The organism is Nocardiopsis alkaliphila YIM 80379, assembly GCF_000341005.1.
GTDB lineage: Bacteria > Actinomycetota > Actinomycetes > Streptosporangiales > Streptosporangiaceae > Nocardiopsis > Nocardiopsis alkaliphila.
Map to the genome: position 1 here is coordinate 1 of NZ_ANBD01000043.1, position 25,844 is coordinate 25,844.

Consider the following 25,844-nt stretch of genomic DNA (forward strand, 5'->3'; position numbering starts at 1 on the left):
ACGGGGTCGCCGCGATCTACAACTGCCTCAACCCCGCCTACCACCGCTGGCTCACCGATTGGCCGCCGATGAGCGAGGCACTGCTCACCGCCGCCGAACACTCCAACGCACCCCTGGTGATCGCGGGATGCCTGTACGGCTATGGCGAGGTCACCGAAACGATGACGGAGGACACTCCCCTCTCAGCCACCCAGCCCAAACTGAAGGTGCGTGCCGACATGTGGAGGGAGGCCCTCGCCGCTCAGCGGGCCGGCCGGATCAAGGCCGTCACCGAGGTGCGCGCCAGCGACTACATCCAAGCCCAATCGCTTCTCAGCTTCTTCCTGGCCAAACCGCTGCTCCAAGGTCGCCGCGCCTTCGTCACCGCCCCGCTCGACCAACCGCACACCTGGACCTCGGTCAACGACGTGGCCACGATGCTGATCACCGCAGCCACCGACGAGCGGGCCTGGAACCGCGCCTGGCACGTACCGAGCACGGAGGCGTTGACCATTCGCGAACTCGCCGAGCGCTTCAGCGAGGCGGTCGGAGCGCCTGCTCCGAAGGTCTCCTCGATCCCCGCTCCGCTCTTCCGTGCCGCCGGTCGGCTCATCCCCATGCTGCGAGAGTTCCAGATCACGTCGTACCAGTTCACCTCTCCCTTCGTCATGGACTCGACGGACGCCGAGTCCACCTTCGGTCTGCGCCCGCAACCGATCGACGAGGCGCTGCGCGAGGCCGCCGCACTGACCCGCGAGGAGATGGCCCGGACGGCCAAGGCGCGCGCCACCTGACCCCTCACGCCACGTGGCGTGAGGGTGCCGGATGGTGCGGCAGACCCGCCGTCCCCGCCCGGTTCCAGGCCTCACCGCCATCGATCCACAAGACCCAGACCGGAGATTCACCATGTCCACCACATCCATCGTCGAAGGCACGGCGACCGGCCATCACCCCGCCCGGGCCGACCAACGCGGCGCCTACGGCTGGTTCGCGGTCGCCTTTGTGTTCGGCCACGGCGGCTTCGCGGTCTCCCAAGGAGACGATCCGCTGCTGGAACTCCCCTTGTGGGTGCCCCTGCTCCTGCTCGCCATCGGTGTCGTGGGCGGTATGACCGCCGCCATGCGCGCGGGCGGTCGGGTTCAACGCGGCGCGAGCAAAGACGAACTCCTCGGTGAGAAGCTCCTCGGCACCGCTTGGGTCACCGGGTTCCTCGCCCTCTTGGTCGGCATCACGGGCCTGACCAACACTCTGGGCATGCCCGAACTCCAAACGGTCCTTTGGCCCACCGCATCGGTGTTCCTCGTCGGCTTGATCAACATCGGCGAGGGCGCGGTCCGCCGCAACGTAACGCACTACGTGCTCGGCAGTTGGCTGGCGCTCATCGCCTCGGCAGCGCTCCTCCTTCCTTCCCCCGGCCCTTTCTGGGTGCTCACCATCGCCGGAGGTGGCGCCTACCTCCTCGCCGCCATCCTCGAACCCCGTCGTATCGCCAAGCTCGACTGAACCTTCCTCCCTGGGTCACCCAGTCGGCCCCTCCCACGTCACTTGGCGGGAGGGGCCATAGGTGTGTCACGCAAGGCTTGGAGCATCCGGTCCTCGGCGCCGCGCCGGCGAGGCCGGCGCCGAACGAGGAACGGCGGCCCGGGGGCTTTTTTCGTCGTTTTCACTCGGAGGGGTTCGGCAAAGGCGAGGTCCGATTCCTCGAATGATGTCCCCAAATGGGGGTTTTCTCCCTTTTTTGTGGTGAGGAAGATGCCCACCGTCCGGAGCCCCGGCACGTTCGAGGTGTGCGCGGGGTGCGACCAAGGGAGGAACCCGATGCGGAACACGGCCGTGTCCGAGCGCTGGCCCGACGAATTCACGCGTGTGTGCAACCAGGACGACGAGTTGCGGGCGCACGGTAGGTACTTCGACTGTTCCTACCTCCTGGACATGGAGGAGCACCGGTACCAGGTGGTGATGCACCACGGGGCGGTCGAGAAGATCCTGGTCGACCCGGGCCCGCTGGACCTGCGCTACCAGTTCCTCGTCAAGGCGAGCGCGGACACCTGGCGTGAGTTCGGAAAGCGGGAACCGCGTCCGATGTGCCACGGGATCTGGGCGGCCACCTTCCGGGAGGACATGGAGCTGCAAGGCGATCTGCTCGTGCTCATGCAGAACCTGCGGTGTTTCACCCGCCAGATGGAACTGCTCCGTGTGAGTGGTGTTCCGGTGTGAGGCGCGCGTCATCGGCGGCAGGAAACACGGGATCCACTCGGAACAAGGGGAAGGAAGGGCATCGACATGGCTGAGTTCTCACCGGTGACCGGACGCTACGTGACCTTCGACGTGCTGGGCGACCAATGCAGGGTCTTCTACCTGGAGAACGGAGAAGGACAACCCCTCCTGTGCCAGCACACGGCGGGTTGTCACAACCACCAGTGGCGGTACCTGCTGGAGGACGAGGAGATCACCAGCCGGTATCGGGTGATCGCCTACGACCTGACCCGCCACGGTAAGTCCGACCCTCCGGCCAACAAGACGTGGTGGAAGGAGGAGTACCGGCTCACCACGGAGTGGTACACCGCCTTCGTCACCGGTTTTTGTGACGCGCTCGAACTGGAGGATCCGATCTTCGCGGGTTGTTCCTTCGGCGGCAACGAGGCGTTGCAGCTGGCGCTGCGGCACCCCGACCGTTTCGGAGGGATCATCGCGATCGAAGGGGCCGACCACTCGCCGGGGTTCTTCCTCGACTGGTGGCAGCACCCCCACGCCAACGCCTCCCAGGTCACGGCCAGTGGCGTGTGGGACCTCATGGCGCCGCAGTCCCCGGACAGCGATCGTGCCGCGACGTGGTTCTACTACTCACAAGGCGCGGAGGCGTTCCGGGGGGACCTGTACTTCTATTCGGTGGACCATGACCTCCGTGGGCGCTTGGGAGAGATCGACACGACCAACTGTCCGCTGGTCATGATCACCGGAGAGTACGACTACCTCACGCCTCCAGAGCACAGCAAGCGCACCGCCGAAGGCATCGAGGGCGCGGTGTTCGTGGAGATGGAGAAGATCGGGCACTTCCCCATGAGTGAGAACTATCCCGTCTTCAAGGGGTACTTCCAACAGGCACTCGACACCATCAGACAGAAGAGCTGAGTGAGGGGACGCGAGCCGGGCGCGTCCGAGGTCGTCGTCCATCCCCATCGGGTGGAAGAGGGGGCGCACCGGTCCGCCCGGCGCCGGGCAGGCCGGTGTTCGGGGCGACGGACACACGAAAGCCCCGCCTACGAGGGCGGGCCGATCGCCGAGATCGGGGCGCGGCCCGAACATCATGCCTTGGGCGGGTCGGCGGCGCGCAGTTCCTCGTTGATGCGCCGGGCCTCCTCCAGCTGATCCTCCAGGATGATGATCCGGCACGCGGCCTCGATGGGAGTGCCTTCGTCCACGAGTTCGCGGGCGCGGGCGGCGATCCTGAGTTGGTAGCGGGAGTAACGGCGGTGGCCGCCCTCTGAACGCAAGGGTTCGATCAGTTCGGCCTGCCCCAGGGCGCGCAGGAACGCCGGCGTGGTACCGACCATCTCCGCTGCTCGGCCCATGGTGTAGGCGGGGTAGTCGTCATCGTCGAATCGGTCACCGGTGTGGGGACGGGGCAAGCTCGTGTCTTCCTTCTCCTGAGCGCACGTCGAGGGCCCCAGCGCCGTCGTGCGCTGGGGCCCGAGAGTTCAATGCCATCTACCGGCCGCTGCCGGCCTTCCGCTTCCCGAAGTCAAGCCGTGACGGGATCGCGGGGATCGCGGTTGTGTGACCGTGGACCACCTTCTCTCGTTCAAGGGCCCTGCGGTACCCAGGTGGGATCTCCTCGCACCCGGGCGATCCTGATGACATCTGCTCCTCTCGCTTCTCATCTGGTGCACTGCTATCGACTGCGGTCCTACCGGCCCCCGACGCTCATACAACCGTGCGCCGGTCGAGCCTTACCGCGTACTGCTTCTTGCTGCGGCGTCCCCTGTGTGAGCGGGAAGCCGGCCCTGCTCTACTGCTCGAACTTCTGTACTGCTCTGCTACCGGCTCCCGGTGTCTTGAAGCACGTGCACACCGTCGAGCCGTCCTGCTCTCCACCGAGAACTCCGGTGGTCCAGCCACTGATCTTAGCGGCTACGACAGGAAATATAGCAACACGAACCAGGAATGTCTACTGTGGTCACTGTAAGTTTTCGATGGTCGGTGAGAACGGTTTTCGAGGGCTTGGAGATGTGGAGCCGCGCCTTCTCGGTGCCGGTCCCAGGGCGGAGGCGCCTCTGGGGCGCGCTCGGCCTTCTTCGGTCCGGGTCAAGGCGTCTCCTCGCGTATGGCCGAGGACGCCTCGCGCAGTGAGCCGGTGACCGATTCGTGGAGTTCGGCCGCGCCCGCCGACCGGCAGCTGTCAGGCGACGAGACCTTGGCGGTAGGCGTAGACGACCGCCTGCACGCGGTCGCGCAGGTTCAGCTTGGTGAGGATGCGTGAGACGAAGGTCTTGATGGTCTCGGGACTGAGTGTCAGGGCCGAGGCGATCTCCCGGTTGGAGAGCCCTTCCGCGATCAGACGCAGGACTTCCAACTCGCGGGGGGTCAGCGGGAGGTCGTCTCGCACGCGCACGCTCGGCCGGACCCGGGCCGCGTACGTTCCCACGAGCTGACGGGTCACCTCGGGATCCAGCAGCGCCGCACCGGTGGACACGGTCCGGATCCCGTACAGCAACTGGGCCGGCGGCGCGTCCTTGAGCAGGAACCCGCTCGCCCCCGCGCGCAGCGCCTCGTACACGTACTCGTCCAGGTTGAACGTGGTCACCACGAGCACCTTGGTCGGCTCGGCCACACCGACACCGGCCAACGAGCGGGTGGCCTCGATACCGTCGAGTACCGGCATGCGCACGTCCATCACCACCACGTCCGGCTTCAGCCGGGCGCAGAGGTCGACCGCGTCCTCGCCGTTACCGCACTCGCCCACCACCTCCATGTCGGGTTGGGCGTCGATGACGGTCCTCAGACCGGTACGGATGAGCATCTGGTCGTCACAGACCAGGACCCGGATGGTCTCGCTCACGAGCGGCCTCCCACGGGCACGCGGGCTTCGACGGCGAATCCACCGTCGGTGCGTTCGCCCGCGCTGAAGTCGCCGCCCAATACCTCGACACGTTCGCGCAGACCGATCAGCCCACGCCCGCCGCCCGTGGACGCAACCGACATACCGGGCCCGCCGGTCTCGACCCGCACCGTGATCTCCTTCCTTCCGTGGCGCACCCGAACCGAGGTGGGGGTGCCATGGGCGTACTTGAGCGCGTTGGTCAAGGCCTCCTGAACGACCCTGAAGGCCACGAGGTCGGCGCTGCCCGACGACTCCGCGGGGCTGCCCTCTTCGGTGAACTCCACCGGTTGTCCCGCCCCGCGCGTGTGCTCCACCAGCTCCGTGAACCCGCCGGTGTGGGGGGTGCGAGCCTCATCGGTACCGTGGTCGGGGTCGATCAGGTCGAGCAGGCGCCGCAGGTCGGAGGTGGCCCGACGACCGGTGTCGGTGACCGAGGCCAGCGCCTGATCGAGACGATCGGGTGCGGCGGTCAGGTAACGCGCGGCCTCCGTCTGCACCACCATGGCCGTCACGTGATGGGTGACCACGTCGTGGAGCTCACGGGCGATGCGGGCCCGCTCGGCGGCCAAGACGTCCTGGGCGAGGCGGCGACGGTGTTCGGCCTCGGCGATCCGGGTCGAGCGCACCCATGAACCGAGGCACCACACCAGGGCGAGGGCCAGGTAGAACGTCACGAACTCGCTCACCGGCTCCCCGACACCGATCCGATACAGCACGACCGCCAGCGGCACGTAGGCCAAGGAGAACAGCAGAGTGGTGAGACGTCGCCGACGTTGCAGATGCACACCCGAACTCAGCACCGCGATGGCCAGCCCGGTGCCGGCGAAGGTGTGGTAGCCGAGGATCTGGTCGACGGCGAAGCCGACCGCGATCAGTGTCAGACACAGGGTGGGCCACCGCCGACGAATGGCGAGCGGGAAGCTTTGGAGGGCCACCACCACGACGGCCAGGGCATCGAAGGGGCGGTCCGGTACACCCCCGAGTTGCGTGCCGTAGTTGAAGAACATCGGCATGAACGAGGGGAAGAAGAGGAGCAGGGCCAGGGGGAGGTCTTGGAGGGTGACGTCGAGACGGTGCCACACCTGGGGCCTCCACCGTAGAACGTTCACCGGGGAAGTGTAGCGACGGCCTGACGGTCGGAACGACGCATGGGGACCAGGTTCCGGCGTCGCCGCGCGAGCCACAGGAACACCGCCGTCGTGAGCACGAGGAACACCAAGGAGTACAGGCTCGCCTCTGGTCCGAAGTCTCCGCCGGTGATCAGCAGCGGCCCCGAGGTGGTCGCCTCCAGCAACCCTTGTGGGGTGCCATTGCCCGAGACCTCGGTGCTGAAGATCGCCGAGGCCGCGAAGTTCCAGCCGAAGTGCAGGCCGATCGGCATCCATAGACCGCGCGTGGCGACGTACGCGGCGGCGAGCATGCCTCCGGCTCCGACCGTGATGATGACGATGCCCAGCAGGCTCGCGTTCGGGTTGGGCAAGTGCCACAGACCGAACAGCACGGAGGACACCGCCACCGCGATCCACGTTCCGGCGCCCTTCTCGACGAACCGGAACAGGACACCGCGGAACAGCACCTCCTCGGTCACGGCGGCCGCGGCCATGAAGCCGAAGAGTCCCACCGCGCCGGTCACCGTGCCCAGACCATCGACCTCGTAGAAGCCCAGGAGGGCGATGTTGACGATGACGGCCCCGAACAACAGGACACCGATCAGCGTCCCCCACCCGATACCCGAGACGGCGCTCTGGGGGGCCACGTCCGTGGCGGGATGGCCTTCGGTCAGGCGCACCACCCACCCGTAGACGAGCACGGCGATCAGTGCCACCACCAGGCCGAGAGTGAACGTGAGCCATGGGTTTCCCGCCACCATGGCGACCGTTCGGCCACCGATGACGCCCACCACCACGATGGCCGAGAATTGCCAGACCGCCTTCATCGCGTTCCTTTCACCGAGTCCGCGGCCTGGGCGCCGCGGCTGTGGTGAACGCTACGGAGCCAAGGGCCCGGGGTCGTCACCACACGGTGGACACCTGTGCGTGGCTCCTTTGGGGGACGGAGCCGCGCCGGATCCGTGGAACCTCGTGAGGCGAGACGGCGTGAAAGGGGCGGTGCCCACCGGGGGATGGTGGGCACCGCGGTGGAGAGTTCCGCTGAACGGGGGAGCGTCCTCTCCGGGGTCTTACCGGGAGAAGTCGTCCGCACCCCGCATCGGGCCGTGGTAGAACTCGCGCTGCGGCTCGTCCTCGGGTACGGCCGGGTAGGTGGGGCCGTTCTCGTCCGGCTCATGGCGGGCGGGGACCCGAAGACCGTGGGCCCGCATCGTCTGAGCGACACCGTTGCGCAGGTCGGGGAGCATCGCGTATAGCACGTCACCGGGGCAGGCGGTGGCGTTGAAGTCTCGATGTCCCAGGATCGCGCTGTGCGGGTTGAGCCCATAGGCCGAGCAGAGCCAGGCCAGGGTCTGTACGAGCGTGTCGGTCAGCGCCTGGGTCGGTCCGACACTCGTGTAGAGGCCTTCGTTCTCGATACCGATACAGGTGCTGTTGTTGTTGGCCACGTGGGTGCCCACGACGTGCTGACCGGCGGCGATGGCCTCCGGGGTGCGGTCGCGCCCTTCCATCAGGTAGCCGCCACGGCTGATGGTCAACTGCTGGCCGGTGTCGATCCAGCCGTTGGAGTCCATGTGGTAGTTCTGGATCGACTTGGACAGGCGCAGGGCGTGGTCGAGTGAGTAGTCGGTGCTGTTGGCCGTCGCGGTGTGGTGGACCACGATGTAGCGCGGCCCGTTGGCCAAGACCTGGATGGGGCTTCTCGGCGCGCGGGCGTTCCAGGCGCCCCGCCAGTACAGTTGCGGCGCTGCCGCTTGGACGGCGTCGGTGGTCTGGGCGGCGGCGCTCGTGGCACCGAAGACACCGAGGGCGGCGGCTCCCGAGGTGAGGGCCGCTCCACGGAAGAGGGTACGCCTGTCCAAACCTGACCGATGGGTGTTGGTCATGGGGGAATCCTTTCCGGCGCGTATGGTTACTCGCCAGTTCATAAAAGAACACGGAACCCATGTGCTACGCAAAGGGTCCTAACTTAGGTTTTATGGCCGATTTCGGCCACACTGTCAGCGACTACCCCTATGGGCAGATGCCGCTCGATGTTGTACTGAGTCAGGAAGAAACCCGTTGGTCGGTCCTCGTTTCTTTCCCGTCTTCCTTCCGGATCCCGGAATCCATGTCGGACTCGCGCGGTGCTCACGGGGAGCACCCCGAAGGGCCCTACGTGGTCCATGTGGCCGGTGGTGACTATGCGCCGAGTGCGGCCATCGTGTTCTCCCAACCCACGAAGTGCCACTCGTCGCGTCTTCCGCCGGGTAGAGGTTCGTACACCGCTCGGGGGGACGTCCTCGCGGGCGAATGCGGCGGGCGCTGTTCAGGGACGGGGACCGTGAGGAGGGCTCCGAGTTCATCGAAGGGGACCTCGTAGATCTCCTCGTGGTCGTAGACGTTCTCGATGGCCAGACCGGACCAGCACGGTGGCCCTCCGATCAGGTGGACGGTCACGTTTTTCATGGTGGTGGTCTCATCCATGGATCTATGTTGGGCCGATTCCATGGAAGATGGCCGAAGGCGCGCACGGAACCGAGTAATGTGTTCCTTTCTCGCTGTCCCTAAAAAGGAGCGATCCACCTTTGTTCGGGACAAAAAGATGGACTCTGCGTCATTGGCACGGGGCCGCCGAGGGGCCATTGGCACGGGACCGTCGAGGGCGATCACCGATCATCGTTGGTCGCGGCGGCCATGTTCCCCATCGGGCACACCCCCACGTGAGTCCCCTACGGGAAGGAGGGGCCGAGGAGGTACGAACCCTGGCCCGCAAGGCCTTCATGGCGTGTCCCTGGGCAGGAATCGGCCGAAACGGCCCCGGTTCCTCGGTGATCGTGGCGTAGGTCTTTGGAACGCGCGTGGGCGCTCGTCCGTCTCATCCCTAGGGCTTTTCGCCCTGGTGAAGACACTCCCCAAGGGACCCGGGGTGCAAGTCAGGGAACGCCCAGGGCTGTCCCCGATGGGAAACGTCACAAGGAGCGGGCAGGCTGGAACCATGAGTGAGAACTTCGGGAGCAAGCGGCTCCAGCGCAGCGAATCCGACCGTTTCCTGACCGGTGTCTGTGGCGGTATCGCCGACTACACCGGACTCGACTCCACCCTGATCCGGGTCCTGTTCGTCGTCTTCACCCTGCTCGGCTTCAGCGGTGTGTTCGTCTACGTCGTGGCCTGGCTGCTGATGCCGGCCGCGAGTGAGCGGCGTTCGCTGCTGGAGCAGATCATCCGTAACTTCCAAGGAAAGGCGAGTGACCGATGATGTGGACCTTGAGGGCGCACCCGGGCTGGCGTCGACGAGAGCTTCGAACCTCACGGGAGGAACACGAGGTCGAGGAGACGCGTGAATCCACCGTGGAGACCACTTCCGCCGAAGGCTGAGGCCCGTACCGAGGAAACGACGCGGCACGGGCCCGGGCGATGCCTCAAAGGGCCCTTCCTGACTCGGTCCGCTCCATGTGAGCGATCGTTTCGCCGGCCATCCTGGACCACCTGAGGGCCAGGACCACCGCGAGCAGGATCCCGGCCACGCCGGCCCAGGCGATGACGGGCCCGGTGCCGAAGCGTTCCGCGAAGTAGCCGGCGATCAGGATTCCCAGCCCCTGCGCCACCTGGAGCCCGGAGGCGGCCAGACCGAACGCCTGTGCACGCCCTTCCTGGGGCACGCACAAGACGAAGGCCGCGTTGGCGACGAACTGGTAGGAGCCCGCCGCGCCGCACAGGGCCAGGGCGAAGACCATTACCCCCAGCGGAGCCTGGAAGAACCAGAGCAGGAGCGGGACCGAGGTCAGGACGGCCAAGGGGCCGAGCAGCCTCATCCTGGTCGGTGGGGGGACCAGCCGGGTGAGGATCAAACCGCCGAACAACGCACCGATGGACGCACCGGCCATGATGAAACCGGTCGCGGTCGCTCCGGCGCCCGCCTCGTCCGCCATGGGTGTGGCCAGGCCGTAGGGGATGCCGTACAGCCCGGCGAGCCAAGCCAGTAGAACGAGGGTGCGCAGCTTGGCGTCGGTGAAGACGAGCTTGGCCCCGTCCCGGAACATCGACAGCAATCCGGGGCGCTCGGGTGCCTCCTGGCCCTCCTCGCGTTCGGGGACCGGCCTGGCCTTGACCCCGAACAGCACGATCAGCGCGGATAGGGCGAAGAGCAGGCCGGTGCCCATCACACTCAGGTGGGGGCCGATGAACGCCACGATCACCCCACCTCCGATCAGGCCGAGAAGCATGCCCAACTGGGCGGTCAACTGGATGATCGTCGTGCTGGCGACGTAGCGTTCGCCCTGGATGATCTGGGTGAGCAGGGCGGCGCGGGCCGCGGCGAAGGGGATACCCGGCAGGACCACGAAGAACATCAGGAGCCAGATCGCCCAGACCGGCATCCCCGGGACGCCGATGAGGACGATGACTCCGGCCCTGAGCACGTCACAGGCGATCATCACCCGGCGGCGGGGCAGGATGTCGGCGAGGCCGGAGAGCAACGGCCCACCGATCAGCGGGGGCAGGAAGTTCAGGGCCAGGGTGACGCCGGCGGCGAAGGCCGAGGCGGTCACGTGGTAGACGAGTAGCGCTGTGGCGATGTTGAGCAGGTTGGTGCCGATCACCGACAGGGCATGGGCGAGCCAGATCGAACGGAACTCACCGATCGCCATGACGTCGCGGTAACTGCTCCGCCATGCGTTTTCCTGAGCCTTCGAGGATTCGTGGCCCTCATTGTCGGGGGCTTCGTCGATGCTCGGATTGCCCACCGGGCCCTCCCTACTGTTACAGGGTTGAAATCACGCTGTGTCGTGTCTCAATGACCAACAGTTCCGGAAGGCGGGCGTTCCGGCAAGTCGTTCGGGGAAATTCGTATCTGATTCGTTGCTCCGGGTAATCCTCCGAGTCGGTTTCGGAGAGGGGTGCCCCTTGCCACTGAACGGATTGTTTCCCCAGGTTGTTTCATACGCACAGGAGAACATTCCGGTGGTCCCAGGCGCCATGCCGGTGCAGGAAGGTTTTCCGAAAGTGAGGTGTCCTCCGAACGGGATCCTTGCCATGGAGGCGGGTTCCGGTCGAGAGATTCCTCCTATCAGGGGATGAACAAAAGGTCTTTGGTGACTCTCCGTGACGAAGGAGGGGGCGTCCCGACCGGTCAGCCCCAACCGAGTTCGGTAAGCCGTGCGTCATCGATTCCGAAGTGGTGCGCGATCTCGTGGACCACGGTCACGAGCACCTCATGCACCACCTCTTCGGGGGTCTGGCAGTGCGCGCAGATGTTACGCCGGTAGATGAAGATCTGGTCCGGGAGTACTCCGAAATAGGTATCGCCCCGTTCGGTCAGTGGAATCCCCTCGTACAGCCCCAGCAGACCCTCCGCGGACTCGTCCTCGACCGTGATCACCACGTTGTCCATGAGCCGGGAGAGTTCGGGCGGGATCTGGTCCAGGGCGTCGGCCACCAGTTCCTCGAAGTCCCTACGCGTCAGTTCAACCACACTCGCCATTGTGCTGCCTTCCGGTGGTGATGAGGAAGAGACATAACACTCTGGTCGGGACGAGGCATTGGGAACGGGCGATCGCGACGGCATGATGGGGGTGTGTTGTCACAGATCCGCGCTTACGACTTTCGTGGTGCCCTCGACCGCTCGCGTAAGTTCCTCGGACGCTCACGCGAGGCATTCCGGCGATGGCGTGCCGGACGCCTTTGGCGCTGGAGCTGCGTCGTCGTGGCCGGTCTGCTCGGTGGTTGGCTCGGTTTGGCCCTGGGAGGCCAGGTCATCACCCCCATCGGCCCGGCCGATGTCACCTTCTCCCTGAGCCCGCAATGGCAGGGGGAGACGGTGGTCGACGTCGCCCCCTTGGGGCAGTTGGCCTTCGACACCCACGCCGCCCCACTGCGGATCGAAGCCGCCATCACCGAGATCCGAAGCTCCGCGGCGCAGGAGATGTTCGCCGACCCCACGGCCATCGATCGCATGGCCGCGGGTATCGGCGCGGACCTCACCGCCGGTGTGACCGCCTTGATCGTGCGCTCGCTGATCGTGGCGGCCCTCGGCGCGGCCCTGATGGGTCTGCTGCTCTTCCACAACCTCTGGAGGGCCCTGGCGAGCGCCCTGACCTCCGTGCTCGTGCTGGCTTCCGCCGGTGGGGTGGCCGCCATGACCTTCAACCCCAGCGCCATCGTCCAGCCGCGCTTCACCGGACTCATCGGAGACGCCCCCCAAGTGGTGGGCAGCGTCGACGACGTGGTCGGCCGGTTCACCGAGTACCAGGAACAGCTCGCCGGTCTCGTGGGCAACGTGGCGATGATCTACGAGGCGACCTCGTCGCTTCCGGTCTACGACGAGGACGAGTCGGTCATCCGGGTGTTGCACGTGTCCGACATCCAACTCAACCCTGCTTCGTGGAGCATCATCGGATCGCTTCAGGAACAGTACGGAGTGGACGTGATCGTGGACTCCGGTGACCTGACCGACCGAGGCAGTGCGGCGGAGGACGTCTTCGCCGACGAGATCGGCAAGCTGGACGTGCCCTACGTGTGGGTGCGGGGCAAGCACGACTCCATGGGCACCCAACGGGCGGTGGAGGCCCAGGAGAACGCGGTGGTCCTCGATGGGGACGTCGCGGAGGTGGGCGGCCTCACCTTCTTCGGCGCGGGCGATCCCAGATACGTCCCGGACCCCACCCGACTCAACCCCGACGAGGCGGGAGTGGCCGCGCTGGGTGAGGAGCAGGCGGCCTCGATCGTGGGGGGCGACGCCGACGTGGACGTGGCGATCCTGCACAGTCGCACCCAGGCCGAGCCGTTCGATGGAGTGGTCCCCCTCGTGTTGGCGGGAAACGAGCACAGGCGTTCCACCGAACTCACCGACCTGGGGACCAGATTCCTCATTCAAGGTTCCACCGGAGGCGCCGGCTTGAGTGGTCTGGATCACAGTGGAGATCGGCCCACGCCGTACCAGGCTTCGGTGCTGTACTTCGACGCCGAGACCGGGCGCCTCCAGGCGCGCGACGACATCGACCTGGGCGGGATCGGTCTCACGTCCGCGCAGGTGGAGAGGCATATCGAGGAGGACCCGGGGCGGCCCGTGGGAGAGGAGGCCGAAGAGGATCCCGAAGGGGAGGAAACGGCGGAGGAAGGTGGCTCCACGCCGTGATCCGTGTTCCCGCGGATGGGGCGGGTTCGGTCCGAGCCGGGTAACCACTTTGGAGTTGGTGGAAATCTCCCCTATGCTTGACCCGTCTACACGGGCCCCCATCGTCTAGTGGCCTAGGACGCCGCCCTTTCAAGGCGGTAACACGGGTTCGAATCCCGTTGGGGGTACGAAGCGTTCAGACCACTGCCAGGAGTCTGGCAGAATGGGGAACGCAGCACCGCGCCAGGCCCACCGGGTCGGGCGTGACAACAGAACAAGGTCCTGTGGAGCAGTTTGGAGTGCTCGCCACCCTGTCAAGGTGGAGGCCGCGGGTTCAAATCCCGTCAGGACCGCAAGCGTCGCCGAGGAAATCGGCGCCGCGGCTAGGTAGCTCAGTTGGTACGAGCGTCCGCCTGAAAAGCGGAAGGTCGGCGGTTCGACCCCGCCCCTAGCCACCCACATTGAGCAACATGAACGCCCGGCAGGCCCAAGGCCCCGGGCGTTTTCGGTGCTCTCGTACGGTTCGTTTCCCTGTGAGAATCGAAGTCATGGCGACCATGTCCGGGGACTTCGAGCCGACCATGGACGAGTTGCGGGTGGTGGCGCGCTACGTGGCGCAGAGCGCCCAGGAGATCCTCCCGGTCTTCGAGGACGTCGCGCCCAACGATCCGCGCCCCCCGCGACCGCGTCACACCGGTTCTGATCGACCTTCTTCGCCGGTATCCACTCGCGCCGACCGGTAGGAGCCGTGTGGCTCGGCTCATGAGCGACTTGGACGCCTCTTCGCGCGTCTTGCGCTGAACGGAACCAAAGGGACCGTTGGGGGGTCTCCTCCTTGTAGTGATTCCCCCAGAACAGGAGACCGCTGTGTCCAAGCAGGGACGACCCGACGAATTCGAGGCCCTCCAAAAGCGCCTGAAGCGGTTGGAATGGTCGGTGGAGTCCGATCGGAGCGAAGCGCGTCGACTTCGGGTGGGGAACGCGGTGTTGGTCGCCGGGGCGGTGGCCTTGTTCGTCTCCCTGGCCCTGCCGTGGATGCGAGGTCCACGAAGGAACCACGCCGGATTCGACGCCCCGGCCACACTGGGCTCGGAGGACCTTCCACTGAGGCTGGAAGCCAGGGGCGTGATGACCGGATGGGAGGTGCTGGGAGCCGCCATCACCGAGGGGCGGGCGGTCCTCGCGGTCTTCGTGGTGGTCCTCGTGCTCTTGGCGCTGGTCGCCTACGCCTTGGACTCGGATCGAGAAGGGCTCTACACCGCCGTGCAGGCCTGCGCCCTCCTGCCGACGCTGCTGTTTTTGCCCACCTGGCCCCGGGACCCCGAGAGTTCGGTCGTCATGGGGCCGGGGCCGCTGGTCGTGTTCGTGGCCGGCGTGATGATCCTCTATGGGGCCTCTCGGTCCAAGCCTTAGAGCGTCGCCGGAGACGCCCGTGGTTCTGGGAGAGGGGCTGCTCGGACCCTTTCCAGGGATCGGGCCCTCGACGCCCCACTCGGTCCCGCCCACCCGTGAAACCTTCACTGAGTACTCAGGAACCCCAGGTGAGTCCATCAACGGCTAGAGCCAGGTGACGCCGTGCCAGCTCACGTGGTGATCCGTGTGATCGGAGTCCTTCGTGCACCAGTAGGTGGCGCCGTCGCGCAGCAGGAAGCGGTCACAGGCGATCCCCACGGCACGGTCCTCGGCGAGCCTACGCAGGGCGGGCTGGTCCTCATCGAACCCACAGGCCGATTCCAGACCGTCCAAGAGCAGTTCCTGCCGGGATGGATACGGGGACTCCGGCCGGGGAAGCCGGACCACCATGGCGGTGGCGTTGTCGTGGCTCTCCGCCTCCCGTGAGGCCTCCAACAGAACGTGCGCGAGGATCTCCGGGGCGTCGGCGTGCTCGGCGACCAGTTCGGCGAGCAGGCGCTCGTCCACGTAGTCGTGGACACCATCGGTGGTGAACAGCACCAGTTCGGAGGCGGGTGCGGTGGCGGTACCGATGTCGTCGACCACCGCCGTGGCCATGGAGGTGGTGAGCGCGTGATCGCCCACCCGGGCGAAGGCGTCCGCGACCCACCGTTCACGCAGCCGCTGACCGTGGGTGTGGTCTCGGGTGTGCTGGCGTAGCCCTTCCCCAGGAGCCCAGGTCCAGAGGCGGCAGTCACCGACCCAGGCGATGTCGATGGGATCTTCGGGTGCGTCTTGACGGGCGTGCACCATCACACAGTCGGCCCCCGGGTGGGCACGCGAGAGCGCCCGCGTCGCGGCCAAGACCGCGTCCAGGGCATCGCCATCGGCCTCGGTGGCGGTGATCGCGGCGAATTCGGCGGCCTCCCGGGTCCGGGGATGTTCGCCGAATCCGTCGGCGAGTGAGGCACGCCAGCCACCGGAGGCGTGGGCGACCTGGTGGGAGTACGCGTCTTCCTGGTCGGCCCTCGGCCCCTGGTCGGAGTCGGCGGCGATGACGGGAATTCTCATATCGCGTTCCTCTGCCAGTGGTGGGGGCTGATGAGATGCCGGTGAGAGGTGGTTTGGTTCGGGCCGGATCGGACCTTTGGGAGGTTCGGTCCGAGGTCCCGCTCCCCGAGAACCGCGACGAAGTGTCGCCCATCTACCCTGGTGGCGTTTTTCGTCGATCGAGGAGAGGTATTCCGTGCCGTCGAACCAACAGGGTGGGCCGAGCGAGACCGAGAGGCTGCGTCAGCGGTTGCTCCGGGTGGAGACCCGGCTGGAAAGGCTGCGGGGACAGGCTCCGTCCGACCGGACGACGTCGGCGGCGTTCACCGCTGGAGCGGTCGCACTGTTCCTGTCGATGGCGCTGCCGTGGGTCCGGAGCGGTGGTGGGGTGGACTTCACGGGAACGGGGGAGGTCATCGCTGATCACCCGTCCGGGCTCGGCACCGGATGGAACCTGCTCGTGGCCGGAATCGCTGAGGCACAAGGACTGTTCGCCCTGAGCCTGGGGTGCCTGTTGGCCCTGTGCGGGTTCGCGGTGAGCTGTCACTTCACGCAGAGCAGGTTCAACCTGGTGGCGACGATGGTGCTGTGCGCACTGGTTCCGGTGCTGTTCTTCGTGGCCTGGATCGCCTCGGGAACCTTCGAGGGCGTGGGCCCGGGCTCGGGGGTGATGGTCATGCTGGTCTCCTGTGGTCTCCTCGGCTGGGCCGCCTACCGCGCCTGGCATCAGGACCTCGTTCCCGCGTACCGGTGACCCGCGGGCGCGCGGGTAGTCTTCGTCGGTGTGAAACTCGCGACCGCCGCTGACGGAACCCGCCTTCGGTACGACGTCCATGGAGTGGGTGAGCCGCTGTTGCTCATCCACGGCCAGTCCCTCGACCACACGATGTGGGAGGGGGTGCACGCGGATCTGGCCGCACACCACAGGGTGATCCGGATGGACATGCGTGGCACCGGTGGCAGTGACGTTCCCCTGGACACTTCGTACAGCATGGACCTGTTGGCGCGCGACGCCCTGGCGGTTCTGGACGCCGTGGGCGTGGAACGCGCCCACGTGTACGGCTTCTCGATGGGAGGCAAGGTCGCCCAGGCCCTGGCGGGGCTCGCCCCCGAACGGCTGGGCGCCCTGGTCCTGGGAGCCACCGCGCCCGGTGGGAGCAATGAGGTCGAGCGTCCCCACCACGCGTCGATCGCCCTGCGCAGGGCCAACACCGCGCAGGGGCGTGGTCTCATCGCGCACCTGTTCTACACACCCGAGTGGGCCGACTCCCACCCCGAGACGGTCGACCGCATCGTTCCGCGCAACCCGTTGCGGGCCCAGCGTCGTCACTACGAGGCCAGTATGAAGCACGACGGCTGGGACCTGTTGCCCCACATCCAGGCCCCGGCCCTGGTGGTGCATGGCGAGGACGACGAACTCACCCCGGTGGCCAACGCCGAACTACTCGCCCAGCGCATCCCACACGCTCGGCTGCTGATCCTGCCGGGGGTTCGCCACGGCTACCTTCACGAGGCCGCGCCCAAGGCCACCGAGGCCGTCTTGGGCTTCCTCGCCGAGCACCCCCTGTAGGGACCAGGCACCGAGGACGCACGTCCATCCGATCTCGCGGATCGGGGTGGGGCGCGGGGGCGGCGATCCGCGCCGCGGTCCCACACCAGGGGTGGACACGGCGCCGCTTGGGGGAGGGCTCAGGCGGGCGGAGGCAGGTCCGACCGCAACCGGTCCAGCATGCGACGGTCCTTCTTGGTGGGTCGCCCGGCCCCACGGTCGCGCCGGATCACCGCTCCGACCGCCTCCGGGGGCGGTGCGGGGGTGCGATCCTGGTAACAACGGACCGCGAGTGGCGCACCGACCCTCTTCACGATGATGTGCGTCACATCGACGATGCGGGTGGTGCCGTGCAGCCGAACCCGTACCTGGTCCCCGACCCGGACCGTCGTGGCCGGCTTGGCCGGACGATCGTTGACGCGCACGTGACCGCCACGGCAGGCCTGTGCGGCGTCGGCCCGGGTCTTGGTGAGGCGCACCGCCCACAGCCAGCGGTCGACCCGGGTGGAGTCGGGTCCGGTGGGAAGAGGGGCGGACGGGTCGCTCACGCCGAATTCCTCTCGTCGGTTCCAGGTCTTGGACATCACTCTAGGGCGCGAACGGTTCGAAGCGCTCCGAAGTCGCGCTAGAGTTGTACACGCAACGAGGTCCTGTGGAGCAGTTTGGAGTGCTCGCCACCCTGTCAAGGTGGAGGCCGCGGGTTCAAATCCCGTCAGGACCGCAGCATCGAAGGCCCGGTGTCTCAGGACGCCGGGCCTTCGGCGTTGTCAGGGATGTCGTCGTGTGGGACGGGAGACGGTTGTGGGTTACCGGTACGCCACCGAGCGTACGGATCACTCGGCATTGGCGAGTGGGCAGGTACTGCGGTCCGCGCCCGGCTTCCCGGGTTTTCCCGTCAGGTTGGCCAGTGAACTCCTCCAGCGCGCGATGGTGCACCTCGAGGATGGCGGAATCCGCTTGTGGGACCCGTGCTGTGGCAGCGGCTACCTGGTGACCGTGTTGGGGTTGCTCCACCGTGACCTGCTCACCCACGTGCGGGCCACCGACGTGGGGGCCGACGCCGTCGGTATCGCCGACCGCAACCTCGAACTCCTCACCGCCGAGGGCCTGGCAGAACGCGAGCGCGGGTTGCGTCGCTCGGCCCGTGACTTCGGCAGGGTCGCCTACATCGAGCGGGCCGAGGCGGCGCGGGACCTGGCCACGAGGCTGGCCGAGATGGGCGGAGACCTGCCGCACGCCTCCGCCGTGGCCGACGTGTTCACCCTCACCGAGCCGGTCGAGAGCGACCTCGTGATCACCGACGTCCCCTACGGGGAGATGACCCGCTGGGAGGGGAACGCGCCCCAGGACCCGGTTCGTGGGTTGCTCGCCTCGATGGGGCGGGTGTTGCCCGCGCGCGCCGTGGTGGTGGTGACGGCGCGTACCCGGCGGGTTCGGCTGCCCGAAGGCGTCCAGGCGTTGGAACGGGTCAAGGTCGGAAACCGTTCGGCGGTCCTGGTCCGGGCTCGGGACCTCGCGTCGGCCCTTTGACCGCCCCGGCCTCATCCCACGTCTGGGAAGGCGCGTGAGGTGTACAGGGCGATCAGGAGCGCCACCAGGGCGAGCAGGACGAAGCCCAACGTGTAGGCCCCGGTGGTCTGGAAGACCACGCCCATGAGCAACGGTGGGAAGTAGCCGCCCAGACCACCGGCCGCGCCGACCAGGCCGGTGACCGTACCCACACGGGACGGTTCCACCAACGTGGCGACCAACGCGAACACCGAGCCGGTACCCAGGCCCAAGGCCACGGCCAGCAACACGAAGGTGAAGCCCGCCGGGAACTCCGCGGGCGGTTGTAGGGCCAGCAACACGGCGAACAGGCAGGTGCCGAAGAACGAGATCAGGCAGACCCGGACCGGGCCGATCCGGTCGGACAGGATGCCGCCGATCGGTCGGGCGACCACCGCCGCCACCGCGAACCCGGCGGTTCGCATGCCCGCTTCGGTCTGTGCGTAGGCGTACCCGGTGCTGAGCAGGGTCGGCATGTAGGTGGACAGGGCCACGAAACCGCCGAACACCAACGCGTACAGGGCCGAGGCCTGCCAGGTCGCCTTCAGTTTCAGGCTTTCGCGTATACGGGGCAGCGCCGGCTCCCTCTGCGGGCTCCACTCGGGTGCGTCGCGGGCGAAGAACCACATGACCAGGCCCATCACGACGAGCGCCACGCACATCACCAGGTGGGTGGTGAACAGGCCGAGGGTCTCCATGAGCCGGGGCGTCAGAAAGGCGGACAACGCCGTACCCCCCATACCCGCGCCGAACACACCCGTGGCGAACCCGCGGCGGCCGGGCCGGTACCAGGCGTTGACGAATGGGACGCCGATCGCGAACGAGGTACCGGCGACGCCGAGGAAGAAGGACCAGAGCAGCAGCATCCCGAAGGAGTCCGAAAAGACACCGACGAGGAAGGTCGGGATGGTGCTGAGGAAGCAGATGATCGTGAACATCACCCGCCCGCCGTAACGGTCGGTCAGGGTCCCGACCGGGATGCGCCCGAGCGAACCCACCAACACGGGGAAGGCCACCAGGATCGACGTCTGTGTCGGGGACAGGCCCAGTTGCTCACTGTAGGTCCGCGACAACGGTCCGATCAGGTTCCAGGCCCAGAAGGTCAGGGCGAACGCCGCCGTCGCCAAGGCGAGGTTGGCGCCCGCGGTTCCGGAACGGGTGGTCCGCTCCCCTTCTTGCGCACGCATCAGGCTCCTCCATGTGTCGGCTTCCGCGATTGTCACCCGAAGCGGTGTGGGAAACGTGACATCCGTGCCAGAGCAGGCATATTCATTAACGGAACGTGTCCGGGGCTGTGAAGTACTTTTCTCTCCGCTTTGTTAATAGGCGGGCAAATGGAGTGGTCTCCTTATGGCGACGCAGGGTAAAAAAAGGGGAGCGGGGGACGCACTCCTGCGGATGGGTAACCACCTGACCCGTTCGGAACCCCTTGACGGCGACCGGGCACAGGTCAGGCATGGTGGTCGTGAAGGTGATGTGTTCTACCGCGATCGCTGGAGCCATGACAAGGTGGTTCGTTCCACGCACGGTGTGAACTGCACCGGGTCCTGCGCCTGGGATGTTTATGTGAAAGACGGGATCATTACCTGGGAAACGCAGGGGACCGATTATCCGTCGGTCGGTCCGGACCGTCCGGAATACGAGCCGCGCGGTTGTCCTCGCGGTGCCGCGTTCTCCTGGTACACGTATTCGCCCACACGTGTCCGCTATCCGTACGTGCGGGGCGTCCTCGTTCAGATGTATCGGGAGGCGCGTGCGCGGCTGGGCGACCCGGTACTGGCGTGGGAGGAGATCACCACCGATCCGAACAAGCGCCGGCACTACCAGCGGGCACGGGGCAAGGGCGGACTGGTCCGCACCACCTGGGAGGAGGCCCTGGAGATCTCGGCCGCCGCCCACGTACTCACCATCAAGAAGTACGGGCCGGACCGGATCGCCGGTTTCTCGCCCATCCCTGCGATGTCGATGGTCTCCCACGGGATCGGGGCGCGCTTCGTGAACCTGCTGGGCGGCAGCATGTTGTCCTTCTACGACTGGTACGCCGATCTGCCGGTGGCGTCTCCGCAGGTGTTCGGTGACCAGACGGACGTGCCCGAGTCGGGGGATTGGTGGGACGCCGCCTACCTGGTGTTGTGGGGCTCCAACGTGCCGGTCACCCGGACCCCCGACGCGCACTGGATGGCCGAGGCCCGTTACCGAGGCCAGAAGGTGGTGGTGGTCTCCCCGGACTACAACGACGCGGCGAAGTTCGCCGACGATTGGTTGGCACCGCACCCGGGCACCGATGGCGCCTTGGCGATGGCGATGGGGCACGTCATCCTCCGTGAACGCTTCGTGGAGCGGCCCACGCCGCGCTTCTCGGAGTACGCGCGGACCTACACGGACCTGCCCTTCCTCGTGGCCTTGGAGGATCGTGACGGGCGCGTGGTGCCCGGCAAGTTCCTCACCGAGGCCGACCTGGGGGAGGCCGGTACCGGAAACGCCGGGGGCGAGAACGCCGGGGTTGAGAACGCACAGTGGAAGCCGGTGATCTGGGCCCAAGGCGAGGACGCCCCCATCGCCCCCAACGGCACCATCGGACATCGCTGGGGCGCGGAGGGCGAGGGCCGGTGGAACCTGGACCTCCAGGGACGGGTCCCCGAGCTCACCTTCCACACGGAGGGCGCCGAGAGCGTCGAGGTGGCACTGCCTCGGTTCGATACCCCTGATGGTTCCGCCGAGATCGACGTCCGAGGTGTGCCGATCCGAAGGGTCGCCGGACGTCCGGTCACCACCGTGTTCGATCTGGTCATGGCCCAGTACGGGGTCTCCCGTCCTGGGCTGCCCGGTACCTGGCCCGCCGGTTACGACGACCCCGACGCCGCCTACACACCCGCCTGGCAGGAAGCCCTGACCTCCGTTCCCGCCCAACGCGCGGTGCGGATCGCCCGCGAGTTCGCCGACACCGCCGAGGCCAGCGGCGGCCGTTCGATGATCGTGTTGGGAGCCGGCACCAACCAGTGGTTCCACGGTGAGAATTCCTACCGTGCGTTCCTGGCCCTGCTACTGCTCACCGGCTGCCAGGGGGTCAACGGTGGTGGTTGGGCACACTACGTGGGTCAGGAGAAGTGCCGAACCCTCACCGGATGGGCCACGTTCGCGTCGGCGGCGGATTGGTCCAGGCCGCCGCGCTTCATGGCCGGAACCTCCTACTGGTACACGCACACCGACCAGTGGCGTTACGACACCTACCGAGCCGACGCCCTGATGTCGCCGTTGGGCCCTGGCAAGGTACGCGGACGGCACACCGCCGACCTGGTGGCGGACTCCGCCCGGATGGGCTGGATGCCCTCCTACCCGACCTTCGACCGCAACCCGATCGAGCTCGGCAGACAGGCCCTCGAAGAGGGCCTGGAACCGGCCGAGTACGTCGCCGACCAGCTCGCCGAGGGTAGGCTCCGGTTCGCGGTGGAGGACCCCGACGACCCGGCCAACTGGCCCCGGACCCTCCTGCTCTGGCGTTCCAACCTGTTCGGTTCCTCGGCCAAGGGCAACGAGTACTTCCTCAAACACCTGCTCGGTACCCACTCCAACCTCCAGGCGCGACCGGCCGGCCCCGAACACCGGCCCCAGGACGTGGCCTGGCGCGAGGACGTACCCGAGGGCAAGCTGGACCTGCTGGTCACACTGGACTTTCGGATGACCAGCTCCACACTGCTGTCGGACATCGTGCTGCCCGCCGCCACCTGGTACGAGAAACACGACCTGTCCACCACGGACATGCACCCCTACGTGCACGCCTTCAACCCGGCGATCGATCCACCCTGGCAGACCCGTACCGACTTCGACGCCTTCCACGCCCTGGCCAAGGTGTTCAGCGAACTGGCCGCCGACCACTTGGGGGAGGTCACCGACCTGGTGGCGGTGCCGCACCAGCACGACACCGCTGGAGAGTTGGCGCAACCGCACGGGGTGCCGCCGGACTGGAAGGCGACGGGGCGGCGCCCCGTCCCCGGAAAGACCATGCCGGGGATCGTCCCGGTCCGCCGTGACTACTCGGCCGTGGCCCAAAAACTCGCTGCCTTGGGGCCCCTCACCGAGGACGAGGGCCTCCCGGTCAAGGGGGTCTTTTTCACCCCGGACAAGGAGGTCGACTGGCTGCGCGCACGCAACGGAACCGTACGCGGTGGTGTCGCCGACGGGCGTCCCCGGCTGGACACCGACGTCAAGGTCTGCGAGATGATCCTGGCGTTGTCGGGCACCAGCAACGGGCGCCTGGCCGCCCAAGGATTCGAACGTCTGGCCGCGCGCACCGGCACCGACATGGACGAGCTCATCCACCACTCCACCGAACGCCGAGTGGTCTTCTCCGACACCCAGAAGGGACCCACCACGGTGGGCACCAGTCCGGAGTGGTCGGGCAAGGAGGCGTCGGATCGTCGCTACTCGCCCTTCACCATCAACCTCGAACACGACAAGCCCTGGCACACCCTCACCGGTCGCCAGCACTTCTACCTGGACCACGACTGGATGCACGAGTTCGGTGAGGCCCTACCGGTGTACCGGCCGCCGCTGGACGTGGCCCGCCTCTTCGGGGAACCGAGGCTCGGACCGACCGGACGGTTGGAGGTGGTGGTGCGTTACCTCACCCCGCACTCCAAGTGGTCGATCCACTCCGAGTACCAGGACAACCTGCTCATGCAGAGCCTGTCCAGGGGCGGCCCCACCATCTGGATGAGCGTGGCGGACGCCAAGGCCATCGAAGCCTCGGACAACGACTGGGTGGAGGCGGTCAACCGCAACGGTGTGGTGGCGGCGCGCCTGGTGGTCTCCCACCGGATGCCGACCGGAACGGTGTACATGTACCACGTTCAGGAACGCACCATCGACGTGCCCAAGACGGAGACCACCGGCAGGCACGGCGGAATCCACAACTCGCTCACCCGGCTGCTGGTCAAACCGACCCACCTCATCGGCGGATACGCCCAGTTCTCCTACGCCTTCAACTACCTCGGCCCGACGGGAAACCAGCGCGACGAGGTCACGGTCGTGCGCAAGCGGACCACGGAGGTGCGTTACCGATGACGGACACCGAACCGAACCGGTCGGTGGGGGCGACGGCCGCCGGAGAAGGGGCGGGGAGACGACCGATCGGCCGGGTCATGGCGCAGGTCGCCATGGTGATGAACCTGGACAAGTGCATCGGCTGTCACACCTGTTCGGTCACCTGCAAACAGGCGTGGACCAATCGCGGCGGTGTCGAGTACGTCTGGTTCAACAACGTCGAGACCCGACCCGGCCAGGGGTATCCGCGTACCTACCAGGACCAGGAACGTTGGCGGGGCGGCTGGGTGCGCAAGCCCAACGGAAGACTGGTCCCGCGCGCCGGTGGGCGGCTCAAACGGTTGGCGACGATCTTCGCCAACCCGGTGATGCCCTCCATCCAGGACTACTACGAACCCTGGACCTACGACTACGAGACCCTGGTCAACGCGCCCCTGGGCGATGACTTCCCGGTCGCCACACCTCGCTCGGTGATCAGTGACGAGCCGATGAAGGTGGAGTGGAGCGCCAACTGGGACGACAACCTGGGCGGCGGGCCCGAACTCGTCTCCCAGGATCCGATCCTGCGTCGACTCGGTGACGAGGTGAAGCTGTCCTTCGAGGACACCTTCATGTTCTACCTGCCGCGTATCTGTGAGCACTGCCTCAACCCGACCTGTGTGGCGGCCTGCCCCAGCGGAGCCCTCTACAAGCGTGCGGAGGACGGCATCGTCCTGGTCGACCAGGACCGTTGCCGGGGCTGGCGCATGTGCGTGACCGGCTGCCCGTACAAGAAGGTCTACTTCAACCACAAGACGGGCAAGGCCGAGAAGTGCACCTTCTGCTACCCGCGCGTCGAGGTGGGGATGCCCACCATCTGTTCCGAGACCTGTGTGGGGCGGTTGCGCTACCTGGGGGTGGTCCTCTACGACGCCGAACGGGTCGCCGAGGCCGCTTCGGTGGAGGACGAGAAGGACCTCTACGAGGCGCAGTTGGAGGTCTTCCTCGATCCCACCGATCCCCGGGTGCGCGCCGCCGCTCGCCGCGACGGTATCCCGGATCGCTGGGTGGACTCCGCGGAGCGCTCGCCCATCTACGCTCTGGCCAAGCGTTTCCGGGTGGCGTTGCCACTGCACCCGGAGTACCGCACGATGCCGATGGTCTGGTACATCCCGCCACTGTCACCGGTGGTGGACACCCTCACCCGGACCGGGCACGACGGTGAGGAGGCGGGAAACCTCTTCGGTGCGATCGACGCGCTACGCATCCCGATCGAGTACCTCGCCGAACTGTTCACCGCGGGGGACACGGCTCCGGTCGACCTGGTTCTGCGCCGACTCGCCGCCATGCGCTCCTACATGCGACGGATCAACCTCGGTCAGGAACGTGACGAGTCCATCGCCTCCGCCGTCGGAATGACCGGTACCCAGATCGAGGACATGTACCGGCTCTTGGCCCTGGCCAAGTACGACGAACGCTACGTCATACCCACCGCCTACGGGGTGGACGAGGCCGATCGCGGAGTCATCGAGGAGATCGGATGCAGCCTGGACTTCGAGGGCGGTCCCGGTATGGGCGGGGTGGGCGAGGTGCCCTTCGGTGAGGCCTCGGGTCGCCCGAACGAGGCGACGGTGGAGAACTACCAGGCATTGCGGGACAGGCAGACCAGTGACCACCGACAGGCGGCCACCGACGGCCGCGTGAACCTGCTGAATTGGGACGGTAACGGACGCCCTGATGGTCTCTTCCCGCCCCGAGGACGCGACGGTACCGAAACCGAACGGGGCGAGGGCCCCGGATCCACCTGAGGGGGCCGATCATGAGTGCCACCACCGACGGTACGAACAGTGACGACGGGGTCCGATCCAGGACGGGTTGGCTCGGTGCCGACCGTGCGGCACGCCGAACCCACGTCAAGGCGGTGACCCACCAGGCCGCGTCGGTCCTGCTCGGTTATCCGGATCAGGACTTCTTCGAGCGCCTTCCACTGGCGGGTCGCGC

At 67.0% G+C, this 25,844-nt stretch carries 24 protein-coding genes, 4 tRNA genes and 1 pseudogene; 18 read left to right on the forward strand and 11 right to left on the reverse strand.

Annotated elements, in window-relative coordinates:
• From D472_RS24925 to D472_RS0106255, 4 genes are all read left to right on the forward strand, one after another.
• Nucleotides 1-773: NmrA family NAD(P)-binding protein (locus tag D472_RS24925; RefSeq protein WP_017603641.1), on the forward strand; the 773-nt coding region annotated here is incomplete at its 5' end.
• 112 nt (nucleotides 774-885) lie between these two features.
• The gene (locus D472_RS0106245) at nucleotides 886-1,482 is read left to right on the forward strand and encodes a hypothetical protein (RefSeq protein ID WP_033303270.1); all 597 of its coding nucleotides are present in this window, start codon (nucleotides 886-888) and stop codon (nucleotides 1,480-1,482) included.
• Nucleotides 1,483-1,797: 315 nt separating this feature from the next.
• Nucleotides 1,798-2,196 carry a hypothetical protein gene (locus D472_RS0106250; RefSeq protein ID WP_017603643.1) on the forward strand — a complete coding sequence of 133 codons (399 nt, stop codon included), beginning with the start codon at nucleotides 1,798-1,800 and terminating at the stop codon, nucleotides 2,194-2,196.
• Nucleotides 2,197-2,262: 66 nt separating this feature from the next.
• Nucleotides 2,263-3,111, forward strand: coding sequence for an alpha/beta fold hydrolase (locus tag D472_RS0106255; protein ID WP_017603644.1), 849 nt, complete (start codon nucleotides 2,263-2,265; stop codon nucleotides 3,109-3,111).
• A gap of 173 nt (nucleotides 3,112-3,284) precedes the next feature.
• Here the strand turns inward: D472_RS0106255 and D472_RS0106260 are convergent, their stop codons facing one another.
• From D472_RS0106260 to D472_RS0106285, 6 genes are all read right to left on the reverse strand, one after another.
• A complete protein-coding gene (locus D472_RS0106260) occupies nucleotides 3,285-3,608 on the reverse strand; it encodes a MerR family transcriptional regulator (protein ID WP_017603645.1) in 324 nt (107 codons plus the stop codon).
• 770 nt (nucleotides 3,609-4,378) lie between these two features.
• Nucleotides 4,379-5,038 (reverse strand): response regulator, encoded by a 660-nt coding sequence (locus D472_RS0106265; RefSeq protein ID WP_017603646.1) that lies wholly within the window; start codon nucleotides 5,036-5,038, stop codon nucleotides 4,379-4,381.
• A complete protein-coding gene (locus D472_RS0106270; RefSeq protein WP_051045959.1) occupies nucleotides 5,035-6,189 on the reverse strand; it encodes a sensor histidine kinase in 1,155 nt (384 codons plus the stop codon). The genes D472_RS0106265 and D472_RS0106270 overlap by 4 nt, the downstream gene beginning before the upstream one ends.
• Entirely contained in the window at nucleotides 6,186-7,016 is an 831-nt protein-coding gene (locus D472_RS28820; protein ID WP_017603648.1) for a CPBP family intramembrane glutamic endopeptidase, read from the reverse strand. The genes D472_RS0106270 and D472_RS28820 overlap by 4 nt, the downstream gene beginning before the upstream one ends.
• A gap of 243 nt (nucleotides 7,017-7,259) precedes the next feature.
• Entirely contained in the window at nucleotides 7,260-8,075 is an 816-nt protein-coding gene (locus tag D472_RS0106280) for a peptidoglycan recognition protein family protein (RefSeq protein WP_017603649.1), read from the reverse strand.
• A 295-nt stretch (nucleotides 8,076-8,370) separates the two neighbouring features.
• Nucleotides 8,371-8,655, reverse strand: a complete 285-nt coding sequence (locus D472_RS0106285; protein WP_017603650.1) for a hypothetical protein — start codon at nucleotides 8,653-8,655, stop codon at nucleotides 8,371-8,373.
• Between the two features lie 511 nt (nucleotides 8,656-9,166).
• On the opposite strand from D472_RS0106285, the gene D472_RS0106290 reads away from it, so the two are divergent.
• Complete coding sequence (locus D472_RS0106290) at nucleotides 9,167-9,427, forward strand: PspC domain-containing protein (RefSeq protein WP_017603651.1); 261 nt, start codon at nucleotides 9,167-9,169, stop codon at nucleotides 9,425-9,427.
• A 163-nt stretch (nucleotides 9,428-9,590) separates the two neighbouring features.
• Here the strand turns inward: D472_RS0106290 and D472_RS0106300 are convergent, their stop codons facing one another.
• A complete protein-coding gene (locus D472_RS0106300; RefSeq protein ID WP_017603653.1) occupies nucleotides 9,591-10,913 on the reverse strand; it encodes an MFS transporter in 1,323 nt (440 codons plus the stop codon).
• Between the two features lie 386 nt (nucleotides 10,914-11,299).
• Nucleotides 11,300-11,650 (reverse strand): metallopeptidase family protein, encoded by a 351-nt coding sequence (locus D472_RS0106305; protein ID WP_017603654.1) that lies wholly within the window; start codon nucleotides 11,648-11,650, stop codon nucleotides 11,300-11,302.
• 93 nt (nucleotides 11,651-11,743) lie between these two features.
• On the opposite strand from D472_RS0106305, the gene D472_RS0106310 reads away from it, so the two are divergent.
• From D472_RS0106310 to D472_RS0106335, 6 genes are all read left to right on the forward strand, one after another.
• Entirely contained in the window at nucleotides 11,744-13,303 is a 1,560-nt protein-coding gene (locus D472_RS0106310) for a metallophosphoesterase family protein (RefSeq protein WP_017603655.1), read from the forward strand.
• Between the two features lie 94 nt (nucleotides 13,304-13,397).
• A tRNA-Glu gene (locus D472_RS0106315) sits at nucleotides 13,398-13,470 on the forward strand.
• Between the two features lie 90 nt (nucleotides 13,471-13,560).
• Nucleotides 13,561-13,635 (forward strand) — tRNA-Asp (locus tag D472_RS0106320).
• Nucleotides 13,636-13,663: 28 nt separating this feature from the next.
• Nucleotides 13,664-13,737, forward strand: a tRNA-Phe gene (locus D472_RS0106325).
• Between the two features lie 93 nt (nucleotides 13,738-13,830).
• Nucleotides 13,831-14,025: a hypothetical protein gene (locus tag D472_RS0106330; protein WP_017603656.1), complete on the forward strand. Its 195-nt coding sequence runs from the start codon at nucleotides 13,831-13,833 to the stop codon at nucleotides 14,023-14,025.
• Nucleotides 14,026-14,149: 124 nt separating this feature from the next.
• Nucleotides 14,150-14,695, forward strand: a complete 546-nt coding sequence (locus D472_RS0106335; protein ID WP_017603657.1) for a hypothetical protein — start codon at nucleotides 14,150-14,152, stop codon at nucleotides 14,693-14,695.
• A gap of 144 nt (nucleotides 14,696-14,839) precedes the next feature.
• Here the strand turns inward: D472_RS0106335 and D472_RS0106340 are convergent, their stop codons facing one another.
• Nucleotides 14,840-15,745 (reverse strand): PP2C family protein-serine/threonine phosphatase, encoded by a 906-nt coding sequence (locus D472_RS0106340; protein ID WP_017603658.1) that lies wholly within the window; start codon nucleotides 15,743-15,745, stop codon nucleotides 14,840-14,842.
• 175 nt (nucleotides 15,746-15,920) lie between these two features.
• Here D472_RS0106340 and D472_RS0106345 point away from each other — a divergent pair, with 175 nt between their 5' ends.
• Both D472_RS0106345 and D472_RS0106350 read left to right on the forward strand, forming a co-directional pair.
• A complete protein-coding gene (locus D472_RS0106345; protein ID WP_017603659.1) occupies nucleotides 15,921-16,478 on the forward strand; it encodes a hypothetical protein in 558 nt (185 codons plus the stop codon).
• A 30-nt stretch (nucleotides 16,479-16,508) separates the two neighbouring features.
• Nucleotides 16,509-17,294, forward strand: a complete 786-nt coding sequence (locus D472_RS0106350; RefSeq protein WP_017603660.1) for an alpha/beta fold hydrolase — start codon at nucleotides 16,509-16,511, stop codon at nucleotides 17,292-17,294.
• Between the two features lie 119 nt (nucleotides 17,295-17,413).
• Here the strand turns inward: D472_RS0106350 and D472_RS0106355 are convergent, their stop codons facing one another.
• Nucleotides 17,414-17,821: an RNA-binding S4 domain-containing protein gene (locus D472_RS0106355; protein WP_026117446.1), complete on the reverse strand. Its 408-nt coding sequence runs from the start codon at nucleotides 17,819-17,821 to the stop codon at nucleotides 17,414-17,416.
• A gap of 98 nt (nucleotides 17,822-17,919) precedes the next feature.
• Here D472_RS0106355 and D472_RS0106360 point away from each other — a divergent pair.
• Together D472_RS0106360 and D472_RS24930 are read left to right on the forward strand one after the other, a co-directional pair.
• Nucleotides 17,920-17,994 (forward strand) — tRNA-Asp (locus D472_RS0106360).
• An 80-nt stretch (nucleotides 17,995-18,074) separates the two neighbouring features.
• Nucleotides 18,075-18,803: an rRNA methyltransferase gene (locus tag D472_RS24930; RefSeq protein WP_017603662.1), complete on the forward strand. Its 729-nt coding sequence runs from the start codon at nucleotides 18,075-18,077 to the stop codon at nucleotides 18,801-18,803.
• Between the two features lie 11 nt (nucleotides 18,804-18,814).
• On the opposite strand, the gene D472_RS0106375 is transcribed toward D472_RS24930, so the two are convergent.
• Nucleotides 18,815-20,008, reverse strand: a complete 1,194-nt coding sequence (locus tag D472_RS0106375; protein WP_017603663.1) for an MFS transporter — start codon at nucleotides 20,006-20,008, stop codon at nucleotides 18,815-18,817.
• A gap of 163 nt (nucleotides 20,009-20,171) precedes the next feature.
• On the opposite strand from D472_RS0106375, the gene D472_RS0106380 reads away from it, so the two are divergent.
• The 3 genes and pseudogenes from D472_RS0106380 to D472_RS0106390 all read left to right on the forward strand — a co-directional run.
• Entirely contained in the window at nucleotides 20,172-23,885 is a 3,714-nt protein-coding gene (locus D472_RS0106380; protein ID WP_026117447.1) for a nitrate reductase subunit alpha, read from the forward strand.
• Nucleotides 23,882-25,651, forward strand: a complete 1,770-nt coding sequence (gene narH / locus D472_RS0106385; RefSeq protein ID WP_017603665.1) for a nitrate reductase subunit beta — start codon at nucleotides 23,882-23,884, stop codon at nucleotides 25,649-25,651. Before D472_RS0106380 ends, narH begins: the two co-directional genes overlap by 4 nt.
• Before the next feature lie 11 nt (nucleotides 25,652-25,662).
• Nucleotides 25,663-25,844: pseudogene (locus tag D472_RS0106390) on the forward strand (nitrate reductase molybdenum cofactor assembly chaperone); the annotation flags it as partial.